This window comes from Klenkia terrae, from assembly GCF_037083865.1.
GTDB classification, from domain to species: domain Bacteria; phylum Actinomycetota; class Actinomycetes; order Mycobacteriales; family Geodermatophilaceae; genus Klenkia; species Klenkia terrae.
In genome coordinates this window covers 130,565-147,353 of sequence record NZ_JBAPLV010000007.1, presented here as the reverse complement: position 1 = coordinate 147,353, position 16,789 = coordinate 130,565, and the positions used below count along the sequence as shown (strand labels likewise).

Below are 16,789 nucleotides of genomic sequence, written 5' to 3'. Positions count from 1 at the left end.
GATGGAGGTAGTGAGCGGGGGCGGGAGCGGGGTCAGCACGGGCACCGGGTGCCCTGCCAGTCGGCGGGGTCCCAGAGGAAGACACCGCGGGCGCCGAGGTCCGGCACGGTGGGCATCGCGGTCGGCGTGTCGATCTGCCGGGCCGTGTAGGTGAAGTAGCCGGTCACCGTCGACGGGGCGCCCGAGGTGACCGAGGTGACCCGGAAGGCGGCGTAGCCGTAGACCCGGACCGAGGTCGGGCTGCTCTGGTCGTAGACCGGCAGGACGACGTCGGTGCCGACCAGGCCGGCGAGGTAGCCGGCCGTGCAGGCCGGCGCGGTGGCGACCGTGGCCGTCGTCGTCCCGGCCGTCGAGGCGGTCCGGCAGGCCGAGCCGGTCTGCTCGGTCAGCGCCGTGGCACCCCGGACGGCCGTGCCGTCGGGCGTGGTGCAGGACCCCGTGGTGACGGTGCTCAGCGACAGGGTGGCCGTGGCCCGGTTGGAGGCGAGGTTGCCGGCGTTGAGCGCGGTCCGGTAGCTGCAGTAGGAGACGGCGAGGGACAGCCCCGACGTCGCCTGCGGCAGGCCGGCCCAGCGGGCCATGGTCTCCACGGTCAGCTCGACCTCGGGGACGCCGAGCACCCCGCCGAAGTAGTGCCGGATCGACCAGGTGCCCTGCCCGCGGGTGGCCCGCTGGGCGGGGTCGGTCTGCAGCCAGCCGGTGCCGGGCTGCAGGGAGGCGAGCTTGGCGCCGGAGTTGTTGGTGATGCCGTAGTGGCTGATCATCGCCTCGCCCTCCTCCTTGGTCGGGCAGTCCTGCTCGGCGCAGTCCATGGCCGCGGCGAGCGCGAAGGCGTCGACCGAGGAGAAGACCTGGGTGCGGGCGTTCCACACCGCCGCGGTGTCCACGGCGAGCGCGGCGGCACCGAACAGCAGCGGGAACAGCAGCGCGACGGCGACGGCCACCGCGCCCCGCTCGCCGTCGGCCCCGCGGACCCACAGGCGGCGGCGCCACCGGGCGGCGGTCATCGACCGCACCGGTACAGGGCGCGCGCGGTGATCGGGAAGGCCACGCCGCCGGAGAAGCTGCCGGCGGGCTGGAAGGTGTAGGTGATGGTGACGGTGACGTCGGCGCCGCGGCCGGCCGTGGCGCAGGACGCCGGGCTGATCGACACGCTGGACGACGACAGGGTCACCGCCGAGGTGGTGGCGGCGTTGACCGCCTTCGTCCGGGCCGAGGCCAGGTCGTCGTTGATGGCGAAGTCGCGGGCCGCCTCGCGGGCGGCGCCGGCGAGGGTGGACTGCACCTGGAAGGCGCGGCTCACCGAGATGATGCTGAACAGGAACAGCAGCAGCAGCGGGACGACGAGGGCGAACTCGACGGCGGACGCACCGCGCTCACCGCGCGGGCGGCCGAACCGGCCGGTGCGGCGGGTGCGGGTCATGCGGTGCTCCTCTGCTGGTGGGTGGGTGCGGGGTGCCGCCGGTCGGGCCGGTGGGCGGAGGGGTGCTCCGCCCACCGGGCCCGGACGGACGTCGTCGGGGCTACTTGCCGTTGACGTTGATGCTGGTGAACAGCGCGTTGAGCTTCGGGCCGAAGAGGGCCACGGCGCCGACGACGGCGGCCGCGATGGCCCCGACCAGCAGGGCGTACTCGACGGCGCTGGCGCCGGTCTCGCGCTGCTTGAGGTCGCCGAGGCGGCCCTCGATGCGGTCGCCGAGGGTGACGGTCATGGCGAACAGGGTCTGGAACAGGGCGGTCATGAGGTGCTCCTCCGGGTCACCGTCACCCGGGTGGACCACGATGGCCCTGGGTGCGGTTGCAGGAGCGACATCGGGTTGCGGACAACCGGCCCGTAGCCCAACCCGCCCGCACTCCCCCCGAGGGGTGAGACCCTGGTGCGTCGTGGTTTCGGTACCCGACGGTGCCGAGGTAGGGCGTCAGGCGGCGGCGAGCAGCCCGACGACGAGGGTGCCGGCCAGCAGGGCCGGACCGAAGGCCAGCTGGGTGTCCCGGCCGGCCCGGCGCAGGACCAGCAGGACGACGGCCACCACGGCCTGCAGCACGAAGCCGAGGACCACCCCGGCGAGCACCTGCGACCAGCCCAGCCAGCCCAGGTGGAGCCCGAGCACCAGGCCCAGCTTCACGTCGCCGAGCCCGAGCCCGGCCGGGTTCACCCAGGCCAGGACCAGCAGCCCGGCGGCCAGCGCCAGGGCGGCGAGCACGGCCCGGCCCAGCGCCGTCCAGTCCCCGGTGGTCGCGGCGACGACGCCCAGGAGGGCGAGCGACCCGACCCCGGTCGGCAGCAGCACCCGGTTGGGCAGCAGGTGGTGCTGCAGGTCGACGACCACCAGCACGACCGCGCACCCGGTGAGCCACAGCCAGGCCGGCATCAGCGGGACCGGGCCGAGGACGGCCGCGACCAGCGCGAAGGCGGCCGCGGTGCCCAGCGGTACCCACGGCCCGCCGACGGCGACCGGACGGGTGCGGAGGGTGCCGGGCAGGAGCTCCGCGGCGTCGGGACGGCGGGCGACGACGCGCTGGGCGACGACGTCCAGCGGGCGCCCCAGCAGCAGCCCCAGGACGGCTCCGCCCAGGCCCAGCATCACCGACTCGTCCACGCCCGGGAGGGTCGCACGCAGCAGGGGGGCCGGCCGGGAGGCGAGGCGGACGTCGTGCGGGTGTGCCGAGCAGCCGCGCCGGGTTTCGTCACATCTGGCACCGGATCGACCGCCCGGCAGGCGGGTGACCTGCTGCACGTCCTGCCTACCGTGGAGCCATGCCTCGCACCCAGCTCTCCCCGGCCGACCGCGGTCTTGCCGCGCGCGTCCGCCAGCTGCACCTCATCGCCGCCGCCCGGGTCTCCGCCGCCCGCGCCACCTCGCCCCAGCAGGTCGCCGACATCGTCCGGGTCACCGTGGACGACGAGGTCGACACCCGCACCTTCGCCGCCATCGTCACCGACTGCTCGGCCGGCCTGCCCCGCCGCTGAGCGACCCCTGTCGCCGGCGCCCCGCACCCGCCACCATGGGCCGGTGCCCGACGTCGTCGACGAGTACGTCACCGCCCGCCCGCCGGGGCCGCACCTCGCCGCGCTGACCGGCTGGGCCCAGGCCGGCACCGCACCGCAGGTCCACCGCGGGCTGCCCTCGCCGTGGCTGACGTTCATCGTCACGCTGGCCGACCCGCTGGTCGTCGCGGCCCACCCGGACCCGGCCCAGCAGCCCGGGCGCTACGAGACCCTGGTCGGCGGCCTGCACACCCGGCCGGCGCTGATCACCCACGACGGCCGGCAGTCCGGCGTCCAGCTGTCGGTGCACCCGCTCGCCGCCCGCGGGCTGCTGGGGATGCCCGCCGGTGAGCTGGCCGACCGGGACGAGCACGCCGTCGACGTCCTCGGTCCCTGGGTGGACCGGCTGCAGGACCGGCTGCGCGCGGCCCCGGGGTGGTCCGGCCGGTTCGCGGTCGTCGCCGACGAGCTCGCCGCCCGGCCGCACCGGCCGGTGGCCGCCGAGCTGGTGCGCGCCTGGCACCTGCTGACCCGGACGGCCGTGCCGGTGGCCGCGGTCGCCGCGGACGTCGGGTGGAGCGCCCGGCGGCTGCACGCCCGGTGCCGGGCGGAGACCGGGCTGTCGCCCCAGGAGCTGCGGCGGGTGGCTCGGTTCGACCGGGCCCGCCGGGCCCTGGCCACCGGCACCCCGCCGGCCGTGGTCGCGGCCGAGCACGGCTACACCGACCAGCCGCACCTGACCCGCGACGTCACCCGGTTCGCCGGGCTGCCCCCGCGGCGCTGGCTGGCCGCCGAGCGCCGATCCGTGCAAGACACCGACCCGGGCCCGGCGGCAGGATCGCCGGCATGACTGCACCCGCACCCCAGGTCTGGCCCACCCTGCGCGCGACCGACGCCCCGGCGCTGATCCGCTTCCTGGTCGAGGCGTTCGGCTTCATCGAGGTCGCGGTGATGGCCGAGGGGGACACCGTGCACCACGCCGAGCTCGCCTGGCCGCTGGGCGGTGGCCTCATGCTCGGCTCGGCCCGCCCGGCCGACGGCGACCGCTGGCCGCTGCGCCCGGGCACCTTCGGCGCCTACGTGGTGTGCGACGACGTGGACGCCCTGTTCGCCCGGGCGGTCGCGGCCGGGGCGACCGTGGGCAGCGAGCCCGCGGGCACCGACTACGGCTCGCGGGAGTGCCTGCTGCTGGACCCCGAGGGCAACCACTGGTCCTTCGGCACCTACCGGGGTGAGCCCCGGCCCTGAACGGACCGCTCGACGCAGGTCGGGCAGGCATCCGGGTCACCGGCGTCGAAGGCGGCCCCGGCGGTGGCCCGCACGGAGTGGTTGCACAGCGAGGTGACCAGCTCCAGGTCCTCGGCTCCGGGCTGGACGGCGTGCACCGGGCCGGTCATCTGCTCCCCGGCCCGGTCGCCGTCGGGACCCGGGACGACGACCGGGACCGTCTCCCGTCCGGTGCCGAGCTCCGGGGGTGCGGCCTGGTCGGGGTGCGGGGGCATGCCGCAGCACTGCCCACCCGGCGAACCGCCCAACCCGGTCAGCCCGCGGCGACGACCCGGTCCAGCCACTCCGCCAGCAATCGCCGCTCGGCGCCGGTGAGCGCGGTCAGGTGGTCCACGCCGGCCCGCAGGGCGACCGCAGCCGGCCGCAGCCCGCCGTCCGCGGGCGCCGCGGGGTCCACCAGCACCTGGGCGAGGATGGCGTCCAGCATCGAGGTGGACAGCGCCGGGTCACGGTCGCCGGGAGGCACGGCCAGCAGGGCGAGGACGGCGCCGGTGCCGGCGGCGTGCACCAGCTCGGCGGCGTGCCGCTCCCCCACCCGCAGCCGGCCGGCCAGCGCGACCCGGTGCACCCGGGCGGCCAGCACCTCCCGGCCCGACCGGGCCGCGGCCGACCGGGCCGCGCGGGCCGGGTCGCTGAGCAGTGCGAACACCGCCGGGTGGGTCAGGCCGAACTCGACCTGCCGGTGCCAGCCGGCGCGCAGGTCCTCGACCGGGTCGTCCTCGGCCTCGGCGGCGGCGCGCACCTGGGCCGCCTTCGCCGCGACGAAGGTGGCCAGCTCGTGCTCGACGACGGCCTCGAGCAGCCCGTCCTTGTCCCCGAACAGGCGGTAGAGCGTCGGCGCCTGGACGCCGGCCGCCTCGGCGACCGCCCGGGTGGTGACGGCGTCGCCGCCGGCGTCGCGGAGCAGCCGCGCCGCGGCCTCGACGACGGCGGTGCGGGTGCGGTCCCGGGTGGGGGCGCTGGGAGCCATGACCCGACCCTAGCGCGGATCCGCCCGTCTTGTTAGCGTCGATAACACCATCGGGCTACCAGCGATACGAGGTCACCATGATCACCGTCACCGGCGCCACCGGCGCGCTCAACGGCGCCACCGTCGACCACCTCCTCCAGCACGTCCCGGCCAGCGAGCTCACCGTCGTGGTCCGCGACCCCGCCCGGGCCCAGCGGTTCGCCGACCTCGGCGTGGCCGTCCGCCGGGCCGGCTACGACGACCCCGCCGCGATGCGCGCGGCCTTCGAGGGTGCCGACCAGCTGCTGCTGGTCTCCTCCAACGACCGGGGCGCCGACGCCGTGGCCCTGCACCGGTCGGCGCTGGACGCCGCCGTCGGCGCCGGGGTCGGCCGGGTGCTCTACACCAGCCACCAGGGCGCCCACGCCGACTCCCCGTTCGCCCCGGCCCGGGTGCACCGGGCCACCGAGGACCTGCTCGCGGCGTCGGGGCTGCCGTGGACCTCGCTGCGCAACGGCTTCTACGCGCACAGCCTGGACTGGCTGACCGGCCCGTGGCGGGAGACCGGCGTGGTCACCGTGCCCGCCGACGGTCCGGTGTCCTGGACCGCCCGCGAGGACGCCGCCGAGGCCGCCGCGGCCGTGCTGCTCTCCGCCGGCCGGTTCGACGGCCCGGTGACCCTGACCGCGACGGCGGCACCGACCTTCGCCGAGGTCGCCGACCAGGCCGCCGAGGTGGCCGGGCGGCCGGTCGGGCTCGCCGTCGTCGGCGAGGAGGCGTGGCTGGACGCGCAGCGGGCCGCCGGGCAGCCGGACCCCGTCGCGCAGTTCACCCTCGGCATCTACCGAGCCGCGGCGCAGGGCCTCTTCACCGGCACCGATCCGCTGCTCGCCGAGTTGCTCGGCCGCGAGCCGCGGACCGTCCGCGACCAGCTGGCCGGCTGACTCACCATGGGACGACGTCGGCCCGGTGGTCGAGGAACTGCAGCCCGGGCTCGCCGGCGTGCGCCTGGATCGTCGTCACCAGCCCGGCCACGCTCTGCTCCACGGTCAGCGGCGCCCCCGCTCCCCCGAGCTCGGTCTGCACCCACCCCGGGTGCAGGCAGAGCAGGGTGTGGCCGGTCGCCGCGCGGGTGGCGTAGCTGCGCATCAGCTGGTTGAGGGCGGACTTGCTGGCCCAGTAGACCTCGTGCCCCCCCGCGCGTGTTCAGCGAGATGCTGCCCTGCCGCGAGGACATCACGGCGATCGTCCCGTTGTCACCGCGCGATGGTGCGCCGAGGGTGGTGGACGACGGATGAGTCGGCCTGAACGCCGAAGATCACGAGCCCAGTCGTTGGCCTCCGAAAAGCCGAAGCAGCTCATTTCGAGGGGGCCCACCACCTGAGGCGGCAGCCGATGCTGCGGGCACGGCGATACCTCAAGTCCGCTGGAGTGAAGCGGGACCCCAGAAGGAGACCTGCCGAGTGCTTGAGCCGGTGACCGGGTGGCCTGCGACGGAGACACCTGGTTGCACTCAGATCGATACCCTCGGCGCATGCCGAGCAAGGGGGAGATCAACAGGTCGGGAGCCGTCCTGCGCCGCCTCTGGCTCGGCGATGCCGAGGACGTCGACGGGGACACGTTGGTGAGCGCTCTCGACGCCCTCCGCGAGTTCCGCAAAGGGCACCAGAACCCGATGAAGAAGACGGCCGTGGGAGTTCGGCAGTTCGTCGGCTACGAGGCGCAGACCATCATCGTGGCTCAGAGGCTGAAACGAGTTCCGCAGATCATCCACAAGCTCGGTCGGATGCCGGACACGATGCTTGCTCGGATGGAGGACATCGGGGGATGCCGAGCCGTGCTCGCCGACCGAACTGAGATCGATGGGGTGCTGCTACGCATCAACAAGAACTGGGACGTGAAGCGCGAGCGCGACTACATCGCCGAACCGAAGTCGTCGGGCTACCGCGGTGTTCACGTCGTGATCGAGCGTGACGCCCACCGCATCGAGATCCAGCTGCGCACACGCGGTCAGCAGGACTGGGCCAACACGGTGGAACGGTGGGCCGGGCGCTACCGCATCGGCCTCAAGGATGAACAGGGTCCTGACGAAGTCCTAGAGTGGTTCCGTCTGGCAGGCGAGGGCATCGCCCACGACGAGTTGGGGGAACCGCTCCGGTCGGGATTCGCGACCGACATGCGGGAAGCGCGTCGCAGGGTGGTGCGTTGGCTGAGCGAGAGGGATGGGAGCACCGAATGAGCAAGAGCATGGTCCATTTCCTGCTGGTCTTCGACCACGCCAAAGGCGAGCTCGTCAGCCAGGAGCAGTTTCGCGAGGCCCCGCGTGCTGCCGACGCCTACAGCGCCGCGGAGCAGAAGTACCGCGACGAGAAGGACCTGGAGATCGTCCTCGTCGGCGCCGACTCCATCGAGACCATTCAGATCACCCACGGTCAGTACTTCTCGGCCAGCCCGTTCGCCTCGAAGTACCTGTCGCTGACCTGATCAACGCTTCGACAAGGCCCCCACCCACTGGGCGGGGGCCTTGCTGCACTCTCGGCAGCGTCGGCCGGACCCTGCCAAGCGAGAGCTGACGCAGATGCGATGGACGACGGCACACTCGGTTGTCCTCATGCATCCCGAGGAGCCACAGGTGGCTTCCACGCCTGCAGCAAAGCCGCTGAAGCACAGGAGCTTGCTCCGCTGTCGCCGGAACGTTCGGTGAGGGGACCCGGCTGAGCGATGTGGACGACGGACGAGTCGGCCTGTACGCCGGGTTCTGTCCCCGGGTGCCTCGCGGCGGTCCCGGTGGGCGGTCATCCATCTAGGCCTGTCGTTGCCGGCAGGCTCGAGCGGTCTACCCGGAGACTCGGGCGGGCAGCCCTCGAACGCCTCCGCGGGTCGGCGGCGGACCGCCGTCCCTTCCTGACCTTGCTCCGGGTGGGGTTTACCGAGCCGCACCGGTCACCCGGTGCGCTGGTGGTCTCTTGCACCACCGTTTCACCCTTACCAGTGCGAGCACTGGCGGTCTGTTCTCTGTGGCACTGTCCCGCGGGTCACCCCGGGTCGCTGTTGGCGACCACCCTGCCCTGTGGAGCCCGGACGTTCCTCGGCGACGGGGTCTCCCCCGCCGACGCGACCGCCCAGCCGACTCGTCCGTCGTGCCCGGGAGCCTACCGGCCCGCCGCGACCAGCCGCGGCAGGTCGGCGAAGACCGCATCCAGCGCGGACCGGCCCGCCCCGATCAGCCCGGCGCGGGGGCCGGTGCGCCCGACCACGACCTCCAGGCCGTCGGTGACCAGCGGCGGGCTCTGCGCGTACACCGCGGACCGGACGCCGGCCACGAACGCCTCGGCCTGGCTCAGCCACCCGGCCAGCACCAGCCGGTCGGGGTTGACCAGGTTCACGATGGTGGCCAGCACCGTGCCGGTCCGGTAGCCGGCCTCCCGCAGCAGACCGGTGGTCTGCGGGTGAGCGTCGCGGGCCAGGTCCAGCATCGCGTCCACGCCGTCCACGGGGACACCGTCCTCGCGCAGCCGCTGGGCCAGGGCCGCCCCGCTGGCCACGGCGTCCAGGCAGCCGACCCGGCCGCACGAGCAGGGCACCGGCTCGGCGTCGGGCACCGTCACGTGGCTGATGTCGCCGGCGAAGCCCCGGGCACCCCGCTGCAGCACCCCGTCGACCACCATCCCGCAGCCGATGCCCGACCCCGCCTTGACCAGCAGCAGGTGCGCGGCGGTGGGGTCGCTGGCGTGCTCGCCCAGGGCCATGAGGTTCGCGTCGTTGTCCACCACCACGACGGCGCCGGGCGGCAGGTGCGGGCGGGCCAGTGCGGCGACGTCGGCGCCGTTCCACCCGGGCATCCGGGCCGGCGAGGTGACCGTCCCCTGCGGGTGCGACACCGGGCCGGGCACGCCCAGCCCCAGACCCAGCAGCGGACCGGCGTCGGCCCCCTGGGCGGCGAGCAGCTCGTCGAGCACCCCGGTGACGACGGCGAGCACCGCCTCGGGTCCGTCCCCAACCTGCACCGGCACCCGGCGCTCGGCCAGCACGGCGCCGGTGGCGTCCAGCACCGCGCAGTCGGCGTGCCGCTCCCCCAGCCCGACCGCGCCCACGACGCCCAGCCCGGCCCGCAGCGCCAGTCGGCGCGGCGGACGCCCGCTGCCGGTGGCCGGCCCGACCTCCTCGACCAGCACGCCGTCGCGCACCAGCTCCTCCACCCGGGCGGCGACCGTGGTGGGCGACGCCCCGGTCAGCCGGGCCAGCTCGGCCCGGGACACAGCGGCCCCGGTGCGCACCAGGGCGACCAGCGACGTCGGGGATCCGGGGCGGGCGGTCATGCCGGGCAGTACAGCACGAGGCGGGTCGAATGTCCCCCTCGTTAAAACTATTCTGGATTAACTCGTAACCCTTTTGCGTGGAACTCCCGGGTGCTTACTGTTCGCGGCGTCACACCCACCGCCCACCGACAGGAGCCCGCCGTGCCCGACGCCGACCGGCCGCCCATGGTCAGCCTGCGCGCCGTCGACAAGCACTTCGGCGACCTGCACGTGCTGCAGTCGGTCGACCTGGACGTCGCCGCCGGCGAGGTGGTCGTGGTCATCGGCCCCTCGGGCTCGGGCAAGTCCACGCTGTGCCGCACCATCAACCGGCTCGAGCCGGTGGACTCCGGGCAGGTGCTGGTCGACGGCGTCCCCGTCCCCGCCGAGGGCGCCGCGCTCGCCCGGCTGCGGGCCGACGTCGGCATGGTCTTCCAGTCCTTCGACCTGTTCGCGCACAAGACCGTGCTGGACAACCTCTGCCTGGCCCCCACGATGGTGCGCGGCACCCCGAAGGCGCAGGCCCGCCGGGAGGCGATGGCCCTGCTGGAGCGGGTCGGCATCGCCGACAAGGCCGGCCACTTCCCCGCCCAGCTCTCCGGCGGCCAGCAGCAGCGCGCCGCGATCGCCCGCGCGCTGGCCATGGCGCCCAAGGTGATGCTCTTCGACGAGCCCACCTCGGCCCTGGACCCGGAGATGGTCGCCGAGGTGCTCGCCGTCATGACCTCCCTGGCCGAGGACGGCATGACCATGGTCGTGGTCACCCACGAGATGGGCTTCGCCCGCCGGGCCGCCGACCGGGTGGTCTTCATGGACGCCGGGCGCATCGTCGAGGTCGCCCCGCCCGAGGAGTTCTTCGCCGGCGGCGGCAGCGACCGCACCCGCAGCTTCCTGTCCGCGGTGCTCACGCACTGACCCAGCTCCGGCGCCCGGGCCCCCGCGCGCCGGCCCTCCCCCGCACCGACCGCGGGGCACGTCGAAAGGCAAGGAATGAGCCGCACCCTCCGGCGACGCTCCACGATCGCCGCCTCCCTGGCCCTGGTGGCCTCCCTCGGGCTGGCCGCCTGCGGGAGCTCCGACTCCGGCTCCTCCGCCGTCCCGCCCTCGGCGAGCGGTGGCGGGGAGGACGCACTGCAGGACGTCTACGACAACGCCCCGGTCGCCGACGCCGCCGCGCTGCTGTCGGACTCGACGATGGCCGCCATCCGCGAGCGCGGCGTGCTGCGCGTGGCCGCCGCGCTCGACGCCCCGCTGCTGAGCCAGCAGGACCCCAGCAACCCCGACGACATCCAGGGCTTCGACATCGACCTGGCCAAGATGCTGGCGATCTACATCATCGGCGAGCCCAACATCGAGGTCGTGCCCCCGGCGTCGGAGACCCGCGAGGCGCTGCTGACCAACGGCACCGTCGACGTCGTGTTCAACACCTACACGATCACCGAGGAGCGGGCCGAGCAGATCTCGTTCGCCGGCCCCTACTTCGTCTCCGGCCTGGCCGTCGCGGTCCCGTCGGACAACGAGGACATCACCGGCATCGACGACCTGGGCGGGCGCACCGTCATCGTCGGGGCCAACACCCCCGCGGTGACCGCGGTGCCCGAGCAGCAGCCGACCGCCGAGGTGGTCAGCTTCGCCACCGACCCGCAGTGCGTGCAGGCCCTCACCCAGGGCCGCGGCGACGCCTACGTGCAGGACTACACGCTGCTGGCCGCCGACGCGCAGTCCAACCCCGGCATCAAGGTGGTCGGGCAGCCGTTCACCGAGGAGGCCTACGGGATCGGCCTGCCGCCGAACGACCCGGACTTCAAGGACTTCGTGAACGACTGGCTGGAGCAGATCTACGCCGACGGCTCGTGGGCCCAGGTCTTCGACGCCACCCTGGGCACGGTCGGCGACGGCAGCACGCCCGAGCCGCCGACCATCGGCTCCGTCCCGGGTTCCTGACCTGACCAGCAGCAGCGCCCGCCGGAGGATCCGTTGAGCGCCCTCGTCGACGCCTGGCCCCAGCTCCTCGCGGGCCTGGGCACCACCGTGTTCGTCCTCGTCACCTCCGCCGTGGGGGCCCTCGTCCTGGGCACCCTGGTGACGGTCGCCCGGGTCAGCCCGGTGCCCGTCCTGCGGGCGGCGGCCTTCGGGTACGTCCAGGTGCTCGTCAACGTCCCCCTGCTGGCGCTGCTGCTGCTGGCCGTCTTCGCCCTGCCCGACGCCGGGCTGATCGCCCCGCTGGTGACCACGGCGATCATCGTGCTCACGGTCTACGAGGCCGCCTACGTCGCCGAGGCCCTGCGCAGCGGGATCAACACCGTCCCCCGCGGCCAGGTCGAGGCCTCCCGCGCACTCGGCTTCACCCTGTCCCAGACCCTGCGGCTGGTCGTCGTGCCGCAGGCCGCCCGGGCCGTCGTCCAGCCGCTGGGCAACGTGCTCATCGCGCTGCTGATGAACACCGCGCTGACCGCGACCGTCGGGGTCGTGGAGCTGACCAGCGCGACCAACAAGGTCAACCTGGTCCAGGCCCAGCCGATCCCGATCTTCGGCGCCGCCGGGTTGGTCTACATGGCCCTGGCGCTGGTCATCGGGCTGGGCGCCGGCCGCATCGAGAAGAGGGTGGCGATCCGCCGATGAGGCAGCCCGAGACCGCCTACCTGTACGACGAGCCCGGCCCCCGCGGCCGGCGCCGCATCCGGATCGCCTCGGTGGTCAGCGTGCTGGTCCTCGCCGCCCTGGTCGCCCTCATGCTGCGCCAGTTCGCCTGCCGCGGGCAGCTGGACGCCGACCGCTGGACGCCGTTCCTGTCCTGGCCCATCTGGGAGTACCTGCTCGTCGGCCTGCGCGGCACGCTGCTGGCCGCCGCGGTGGTCGCCGTCCTCGGCGGGGCGCTGGGCGTGCTGCTGGCGCTGGGTCGGCTCAGCCCGCTGCGGCCGCTGCGCTGGCTGTGCACCGGGTTCATCGAGGTGTTCCGCACCCTGCCGGTGCTGCTGCTGATCTACCTGATGCTCTTCGGGCTGCCGGCCTACGGCATCAACCTGCCCGTGCTGTGGAAGCTCGTCGTCCCGCTGACCATCGCCAACGCCGCCGCGTTCGCCGAGATCGTCCGGGCCGGGGTGCTCAGCCTGCCGCGCGGCCAGACCGAGGCCGGCTACTCCCTCGGCATGCGCCGCCTGCAGGTCATGCGGGCCGTCGTGCTGCCGCAGGCGCTGCGCGCGGTCACCCCGTCGCTGGTCGTCCAGCTGGTCAGCCTGCTCAAGGACACCTCGCTGGGCTACGTGGTCGCCTTCACCGAGCTGCTCTACCGCGCCCAGGTGCTCAGCGCCTACAACCGCCTGCTGGTGCAGACCTTCCTCGTCGTCACCCTCGTCTACCTGGTGGTCAACGGCCTGCTGTCCGCGCTGGCGTCCCGGCTGAAGCGCCGGACGACGCGGACCGCCGCCCCGATCGCCCCCGCCACCCCGGCCCAGCCGGGCGCACCCGCCGTGGAGGCCTCCCGTGCCTGACCCCGTGCTCGCCGAGCTCGCCGTCGTCGTCCGCTCCGGCCTCGTGGAGAGCCGCCACCTCGGCTCCCTGGTGGCGCTGGCCGCCGACGGGTCGACCGTGCTCGAGCTGGGCGACCCGGACGCCGTCGTCCTGCCGCGGTCGACGACCAAGCCGCTGCAGGCCCTGGCCTGCCTGGAGGCCGGCGCCCCGCTGAGCGGACCCGCGCTGGCCATCGCCGCCGGGTCGCACACCGGGGAGGACCGGCACGTGGACGTCGTCCGGGCGATCCTCGCGCAGGCCGGGCTGGACGAGTCCGCGCTGCGCTGCCCGCCGGACCTGCCCGAGGACGAGGAGACCCGGCTGCGGCTGCTGCGCGCCGGCGAGAGCGCCTCCCGGGTGCGGATGAACTGCTCGGGCAAGCACGCCGCGATGCTGCTGGCCTGCACCACGAACGGCTGGCCCACCGAGGGGCACCTGCACCCCGACCACCCGCTGCAGCGCCTGGTGCGCGACGTCGTCGCCCGGGAGACCGGGACGCCGGTCGGGCACACCGCCGTCGACGGCTGCGGCGCGGCCCTCTTCGGGACGACGGTGCGCGGCCTGGCCACCGCCTTCCGATCGCTCGCGCTGGCCACCGACGGCCCCGCCGCGCAGGTCGCCGCCGCGATGCGGGCGCACCCGGAGTTCGTCGGCGGCCGCGGGCACGTCAACACCCGGCTGATGGCCGACCTGCCCGGCGTCGTCGCCAAGGGCGGGGCCGAGGGCGTGATCGGCGTGGCCGGGCCGGACGGCCAGGCGGTCGCCATGAAGGTGGTCGACGGCAGCCCGCGGGCCACCACCGTCGTGGCGCTGGCCGTGCTCCGCGGCCTGGGCGTGGACACCACCGCCGTCGCCGACCTGACCACCGTGCCCGTGCTCGGCGGCGGCGTGCCGGTCGGCGAGGTCCGGCCCGGCGCGGCCCTGGCCGCCTGGTGACCGCCGTCGAGATCTGCGTCGACGACGTCGAGGGCGCCCTGGCCGCCGGGTCGGCCGGCGCCGACCGGGTCGAGCTGTGCGCCGCGCTGTCCGAGGGCGGGGTCACCCCGAGCGCGGGCACGCTCGCCGCGGTCGGGTCCCGCGCGCCGGCGCTGTCGGTGACCGTGCTGGTCCGCCCGCGCGGCGGGGACTTCGTGCACTCGCCGATCGAGGTGTCCGTGGTCTGCGCCGACATCTCCGCCGCCCGCAGCATCCTGCCGGTCCTCGGGGTCACCGTCGGCCCGCTGTCCCCGCGCGGCCGGGTCGACCGGCGCGCCCTGGACGCGATGGTCGCCGCCGCCGGCAGCGCCCCGGTCACCTTCCACCGGGCCTTCGACACCCTGGCCGACCAGCCCGGCGCGCTCGAGGAGCTGGTCGACGCCGGGGTCACCCGCGTGCTCACCTCCGGCGGCGCGGCCACCGCGCTGGCCGGCGCCCCCGCCCTGCGGGCCCTCGTCGATCAGGCCGGCGACCGGATCGAGGTGATGGCCGGCGGCGGGGTCCGCGCCGACCACGTCGCCGAGCTCGTGGCCGCCACCGGGGTGCCCGCGGTGCACCTGCGCGCGCCCCGGACGGTGCCCTCGCTCGGCCACCGCAGCGCGACCGCCGTCGGCTACGACACCGGCACCCGGACGATCACCTCGACCGAGCAGGTGGCCGCCGTGGTGGCCGCGCTGGCGACCGGGCGGCCCGGGTGAACGCCGTCCTGGGGCTGGACGTCGGGGGGACGACGACCAAGGCGCTGGTGGTCGCCACCGACGGCACCGTGCTGCACGAGGAGCGCCGACCCACCGCGCACGCGACCGACCCGCTCCCCGGGCTGGCCGCCGAGCTCGACCGGCTGACCGCGCTGGCCGCCGACCGCGGTGCCGCCGTCGTCGGCGCCGGGGTCGTCACCCCCGGGCTGATCGAGGAGTCCACCGGCACGGTGCGGTACGCCTCCAACCTGGGCTGGCGGGACCTGCCGCTGCGCGCGGGGCTGCAGGAGCGAGTCGCCGTCCCGGTCACCACCGGCCACGACGTCCGGGCCGCCGGACTGGCCGAGCAGCTGCTGGGCGCCGCCACCGGGGTGGCCGACGTGCTGCTGCTGACCATCGGCACCGGCATCGCCTCCGCCCTGGTCAGCGGCGGGCGGGCGCTGACCGGCGGGACCGGGGCCGCCGGCGAGGTCGGGCACGCCCCGGTCCGCCCGGGCGGCGAGCTGTGCCCCTGCGGGCAGCGCGGCTGCCTGGAGGTCTACGCCTCCGGCGCCGGGGTGGCCCGCCGGTACGGCGCCCGGACCGGGACGGCGTTCTCGGCTGCCGAGGTGGTCGGCCGGCTGGGGTCCGACGCCGTGGCGCGCGAGGTGTGGGCCGACGCCACGTCCGCCCTGGCCGACGCGCTGGTCACCGCCACCCTGTTGCTGGACCCGTCGGTCGTGGTGCTCGGCGGCGGGCTGACCGCGGCCGGGGCGGACCTGTTGGACCCGGTCCGCGCCGGGCTGGCCGCCGGTCTCACCTGGCGCCCGCCGCCGCCGGTGCACCTGACCGGGCTCGGCCCGCTGGCCGGGTGCCTGGGCGCGGCGGCCCTGGCGATGACCCACGCCGGGCTCGGCGACCACCTAGCCGGGTGGGCCCGCGGCCGGCGGCCGGTCCCGACCGGCACCGGCTGAGCGGCGGTCAGTCCCCGGTCGTCGAGGTGTCGGCGTAGCGGAGCACGGCGCCGACCGTCTGGCCCGGAGGCATCGCGTCGGCCGGCAGGAGACGACGTCGACGTCGGTGGCCAGTGCGGCCCGCACCAGCACCCGGTCCGCCGGTGCCAGCACCCCGTCGCCGACGCCCAGGCCGGCCAGCTCTTCGGCGGTGGCCCCGATGGCGACGGGGTCCGCGCCGGTGGTCAGCTGCTCGTCGGTCGGCTGGTCGCCGAGGACGAGGGTCTCCACCTGCCCCTTGCGCAGGGCGTCGAGGACCGGGCCGACGCCCTGCACCGCCAGCCCGTGCGCCCCGGCGGCGTCCAGCTGCTCGCGCAGCTCGGCGGCCCGGCGGGCCTCGTGCTCGGCGACCACCTCGTCGGCCCGCAGGGCCACGCCGGACAGGTCGGCGCCGTCGCCGCGGCCGCCCGCGTCGGTGGTGACCACCAGCGGGCCGACGTCGGTCGGCAGCTGGTCCAGCACCAGCCGGCGCGCCCGTTCGTCCCCGGCCACCAGCACGAACGCGGCGCCGGTCTGCCGGGCCCGCCGGCCGACCCGGTCCGCCACGGCCTGCGCGTTGGACCGCCACACGTCCTCGGTGCTGTGCTGCACCGACAGGTCGCCGATGCCGCCGACCTTCACCTTGTGCAGGAACAGCGTCTGGCCCTCGATGCTCTCCTCGCGCTCCAGGCCGGGCGCGCCGGGCGACCGTGACGTCGGCCCCGAGGCGGTCGACCACGACCACCACGTACGGCACCCGGCCGGGCAGCTGGCGCAGCAGCGGCAGCAGGTCGGGCAGCGGGGCGAGGTCGACCACCTCGCGGACCGGCGGGCCCACCAGTGCGGTGTCGGTGACCACGGAGCCGTCGCCGGCCACGACCAGTGCCCGCCCGGTGCGCGAGCCGTCGTCGTCCAGCAGCCGGGTGCGGACGGCGTCCACCACCGCGTCGGCGGCACCCAGCTCGGCCAGCCGCTCGGTCGCGGCCCGGACCCGCAGCTCGAGCTCGGTCTGCGCGGACTCGCCGGTGTGCGTGACGTCCAGGGCCACGGTGGCGAAGGGGCCGGGGGCGGCCAGGACGGGCTGCAGCATCGACACGTTCACGGGGGACCTC

22 protein-coding genes and 1 other RNA gene are annotated in these 16,789 nt (G+C 75.3%); 13 read left to right on the top strand and 10 right to left on the bottom strand.

Annotated features, from left to right (window positions below):
- Positions 1–32: 32 nt before the first annotated feature.
- The 4 genes from UXQ13_RS08825 to UXQ13_RS08810 all read right to left on the bottom strand — a co-directional run bounded on the left by UXQ13_RS08825 (position 33) and on the right by UXQ13_RS08810 (position 2,600).
- Positions 33–1,007, bottom strand: coding sequence for a hypothetical protein (locus UXQ13_RS08825; protein ID WP_225232120.1), 975 nt, complete (start codon positions 1,005–1,007; stop codon positions 33–35).
- Entirely contained in the window at positions 1,004–1,423 is a 420-nt protein-coding gene (locus UXQ13_RS08820; RefSeq protein ID WP_225232121.1) for a TadE/TadG family type IV pilus assembly protein, read from the bottom strand. The genes UXQ13_RS08825 and UXQ13_RS08820 overlap by 4 nt, the downstream gene beginning before the upstream one ends.
- Before the next feature lie 100 nt (positions 1,424–1,523).
- Positions 1,524–1,742: a Flp family type IVb pilin gene (locus UXQ13_RS08815; RefSeq protein WP_225232122.1), complete on the bottom strand. Its 219-nt coding sequence runs from the start codon at positions 1,740–1,742 to the stop codon at positions 1,524–1,526.
- Positions 1,743–1,919: 177 nt separating this feature from the next.
- Positions 1,920–2,600: a prepilin peptidase gene (locus UXQ13_RS08810; protein ID WP_225232123.1), complete on the bottom strand. Its 681-nt coding sequence runs from the start codon at positions 2,598–2,600 to the stop codon at positions 1,920–1,922.
- 158 nt (positions 2,601–2,758) lie between these two features.
- Between UXQ13_RS08810 and UXQ13_RS08805 the strand changes: the two genes are divergently transcribed.
- The 3 genes from UXQ13_RS08805 to UXQ13_RS08795 are packed head-to-tail and all read left to right on the top strand — an operon-like array spanning position 2,759 to position 4,237.
- Positions 2,759–2,971, top strand: a complete 213-nt coding sequence (locus tag UXQ13_RS08805; protein WP_225232124.1) for a hypothetical protein — start codon at positions 2,759–2,761, stop codon at positions 2,969–2,971.
- A gap of 43 nt (positions 2,972–3,014) precedes the next feature.
- The gene (locus tag UXQ13_RS08800; RefSeq protein ID WP_336392203.1) at positions 3,015–3,839 is read left to right on the top strand and encodes an AraC family transcriptional regulator; all 825 of its coding nucleotides are present in this window, start codon (positions 3,015–3,017) and stop codon (positions 3,837–3,839) included.
- Positions 3,836–4,237: a VOC family protein gene (locus UXQ13_RS08795; RefSeq protein WP_225232126.1), complete on the top strand. Its 402-nt coding sequence runs from the start codon at positions 3,836–3,838 to the stop codon at positions 4,235–4,237. The genes UXQ13_RS08800 and UXQ13_RS08795 overlap by 4 nt, the downstream gene beginning before the upstream one ends.
- Here the strand turns inward: UXQ13_RS08795 and UXQ13_RS08790 are convergent.
- Entirely contained in the window at positions 4,213–4,491 is a 279-nt protein-coding gene (locus UXQ13_RS08790) for a hypothetical protein (protein WP_225232127.1), read from the bottom strand. The genes UXQ13_RS08795 and UXQ13_RS08790 overlap by 25 nt on opposite strands.
- Before the next feature lie 38 nt (positions 4,492–4,529).
- Positions 4,530–5,246 carry a TetR/AcrR family transcriptional regulator gene (locus UXQ13_RS08785; protein WP_225232128.1) on the bottom strand — a complete coding sequence of 239 codons (717 nt, stop codon included), beginning with the start codon at positions 5,244–5,246 and terminating at the stop codon, positions 4,530–4,532.
- A gap of 77 nt (positions 5,247–5,323) precedes the next feature.
- Between UXQ13_RS08785 and UXQ13_RS08780 the strand changes: the two genes are divergently transcribed.
- The gene (locus tag UXQ13_RS08780; RefSeq protein ID WP_336392202.1) at positions 5,324–6,169 is read left to right on the top strand and encodes an NAD(P)H-binding protein; all 846 of its coding nucleotides are present in this window, start codon (positions 5,324–5,326) and stop codon (positions 6,167–6,169) included.
- A gap of 1 nt (position 6,170) precedes the next feature.
- On the opposite strand, the gene UXQ13_RS08775 is transcribed toward UXQ13_RS08780, so the two are convergent.
- Entirely contained in the window at positions 6,171–6,374 is a 204-nt protein-coding gene (locus UXQ13_RS08775; RefSeq protein ID WP_225232130.1) for a Rossmann-fold NAD(P)-binding domain-containing protein, read from the bottom strand.
- A 385-nt stretch (positions 6,375–6,759) separates the two neighbouring features.
- On the opposite strand from UXQ13_RS08775, the gene UXQ13_RS08770 reads away from it, so the two are divergent.
- Both UXQ13_RS08770 and UXQ13_RS08765 read left to right on the top strand, forming a co-directional pair.
- Entirely contained in the window at positions 6,760–7,464 is a 705-nt protein-coding gene (locus UXQ13_RS08770; RefSeq protein ID WP_225232131.1) for a RelA/SpoT domain-containing protein, read from the top strand.
- Between the two features lie 8 nt (positions 7,465–7,472).
- On the top strand, positions 7,473–7,709 hold the full coding sequence (locus UXQ13_RS08765; protein ID WP_336392201.1) for a hypothetical protein: 237 nt from the start codon (positions 7,473–7,475) through the stop codon (positions 7,707–7,709).
- A gap of 247 nt (positions 7,710–7,956) precedes the next feature.
- Here UXQ13_RS08765 and rnpB read toward each other — a convergent pair.
- An RNA gene (rnpB, locus tag UXQ13_RS08760) (RNase P RNA component class A) lies at positions 7,957–8,359 on the bottom strand.
- 18 nt (positions 8,360–8,377) lie between these two features.
- A complete protein-coding gene (locus tag UXQ13_RS08755; protein WP_336392200.1) occupies positions 8,378–9,544 on the bottom strand; it encodes an ROK family transcriptional regulator in 1,167 nt (388 codons plus the stop codon).
- A gap of 141 nt (positions 9,545–9,685) precedes the next feature.
- On the opposite strand from UXQ13_RS08755, the gene UXQ13_RS08750 reads away from it, so the two are divergent.
- The 7 genes from UXQ13_RS08750 (at position 9,686) to UXQ13_RS08720 (ending at position 15,659) form a co-directional block, all read left to right on the top strand.
- A complete protein-coding gene (locus tag UXQ13_RS08750; RefSeq protein WP_455428447.1) occupies positions 9,686–10,438 on the top strand; it encodes an amino acid ABC transporter ATP-binding protein in 753 nt (250 codons plus the stop codon).
- Positions 10,439–10,513: 75 nt separating this feature from the next.
- Positions 10,514–11,467 (top strand): glutamate ABC transporter substrate-binding protein, encoded by a 954-nt coding sequence (locus UXQ13_RS08745; protein WP_225232134.1) that lies wholly within the window; start codon positions 10,514–10,516, stop codon positions 11,465–11,467.
- A 33-nt stretch (positions 11,468–11,500) separates the two neighbouring features.
- Positions 11,501–12,145: an amino acid ABC transporter permease gene (locus UXQ13_RS08740; RefSeq protein ID WP_225232135.1), complete on the top strand. Its 645-nt coding sequence runs from the start codon at positions 11,501–11,503 to the stop codon at positions 12,143–12,145.
- Complete coding sequence (locus tag UXQ13_RS08735) at positions 12,142–13,014, top strand: amino acid ABC transporter permease (protein ID WP_336392199.1); 873 nt, start codon at positions 12,142–12,144, stop codon at positions 13,012–13,014. The genes UXQ13_RS08740 and UXQ13_RS08735 overlap by 4 nt, the downstream gene beginning before the upstream one ends.
- On the top strand, positions 13,007–13,969 hold the full coding sequence (locus tag UXQ13_RS08730; protein WP_336392198.1) for an asparaginase: 963 nt from the start codon (positions 13,007–13,009) through the stop codon (positions 13,967–13,969). The genes UXQ13_RS08735 and UXQ13_RS08730 overlap by 8 nt, the downstream gene beginning before the upstream one ends.
- Positions 13,966–14,706, top strand: coding sequence for a copper homeostasis protein CutC (locus UXQ13_RS08725; RefSeq protein WP_225232137.1), 741 nt, complete (start codon positions 13,966–13,968; stop codon positions 14,704–14,706). The genes UXQ13_RS08730 and UXQ13_RS08725 overlap by 4 nt, the downstream gene beginning before the upstream one ends.
- Entirely contained in the window at positions 14,703–15,659 is a 957-nt protein-coding gene (locus tag UXQ13_RS08720) for an ROK family protein (protein ID WP_225232138.1), read from the top strand. The genes UXQ13_RS08725 and UXQ13_RS08720 overlap by 4 nt, the downstream gene beginning before the upstream one ends.
- Here the strand turns inward: UXQ13_RS08720 and UXQ13_RS08715 are convergent.
- On the bottom strand, positions 15,609–16,319 hold the full coding sequence (locus UXQ13_RS08715) for a baeRF2 domain-containing protein (RefSeq protein WP_336392197.1): 711 nt from the start codon (positions 16,317–16,319) through the stop codon (positions 15,609–15,611). The genes UXQ13_RS08720 and UXQ13_RS08715 overlap by 51 nt on opposite strands.
- Positions 16,320–16,789 lie beyond the last annotated feature (470 nt).

Bases quoted from the DNA above. Each gene is read 5' to 3' on its own strand.
- UXQ13_RS08825 (WP_225232120.1), bottom strand. From the start codon at position 1,007: ATGACCGCCGCCCGGTGGCGCCGCCGCCTGTGGGTCCGCGGGGCCGAC.
- UXQ13_RS08820 (WP_225232121.1), bottom strand. From the start codon at position 1,423: ATGACCCGCACCCGCCGCACCGGCCGGTTCGGCCGCCCGCGCGGTGAG.
- UXQ13_RS08815 (WP_225232122.1), bottom strand. From the start codon at position 1,742: ATGACCGCCCTGTTCCAGACCCTGTTCGCCATGACCGTCACCCTCGGC.
- UXQ13_RS08805 (WP_225232124.1), top strand. From the start codon at position 2,759: ATGCCTCGCACCCAGCTCTCCCCGGCCGACCGCGGTCTTGCCGCGCGC.
- UXQ13_RS08795 (WP_225232126.1), top strand. From the start codon at position 3,836: ATGACTGCACCCGCACCCCAGGTCTGGCCCACCCTGCGCGCGACCGAC.
- UXQ13_RS08790 (WP_225232127.1), bottom strand. From the start codon at position 4,491: ATGCCCCCGCACCCCGACCAGGCCGCACCCCCGGAGCTCGGCACCGGA.
- UXQ13_RS08785 (WP_225232128.1), bottom strand. From the start codon at position 5,246: ATGGCTCCCAGCGCCCCCACCCGGGACCGCACCCGCACCGCCGTCGTC.
- UXQ13_RS08780 (WP_336392202.1), top strand. From the start codon at position 5,324: ATGATCACCGTCACCGGCGCCACCGGCGCGCTCAACGGCGCCACCGTC.
- UXQ13_RS08775 (WP_225232130.1), bottom strand. From the start codon at position 6,374: ATGCGCAGCTACGCCACCCGCGCGGCGACCGGCCACACCCTGCTCTGC.
- UXQ13_RS08770 (WP_225232131.1), top strand. From the start codon at position 6,760: ATGCCGAGCAAGGGGGAGATCAACAGGTCGGGAGCCGTCCTGCGCCGC.
- UXQ13_RS08765 (WP_336392201.1), top strand. From the start codon at position 7,473: ATGGTCCATTTCCTGCTGGTCTTCGACCACGCCAAAGGCGAGCTCGTC.
- UXQ13_RS08755 (WP_336392200.1), bottom strand. From the start codon at position 9,544: ATGACCGCCCGCCCCGGATCCCCGACGTCGCTGGTCGCCCTGGTGCGC.
- UXQ13_RS08745 (WP_225232134.1), top strand. From the start codon at position 10,514: ATGAGCCGCACCCTCCGGCGACGCTCCACGATCGCCGCCTCCCTGGCC.
- UXQ13_RS08735 (WP_336392199.1), top strand. From the start codon at position 12,142: ATGAGGCAGCCCGAGACCGCCTACCTGTACGACGAGCCCGGCCCCCGC.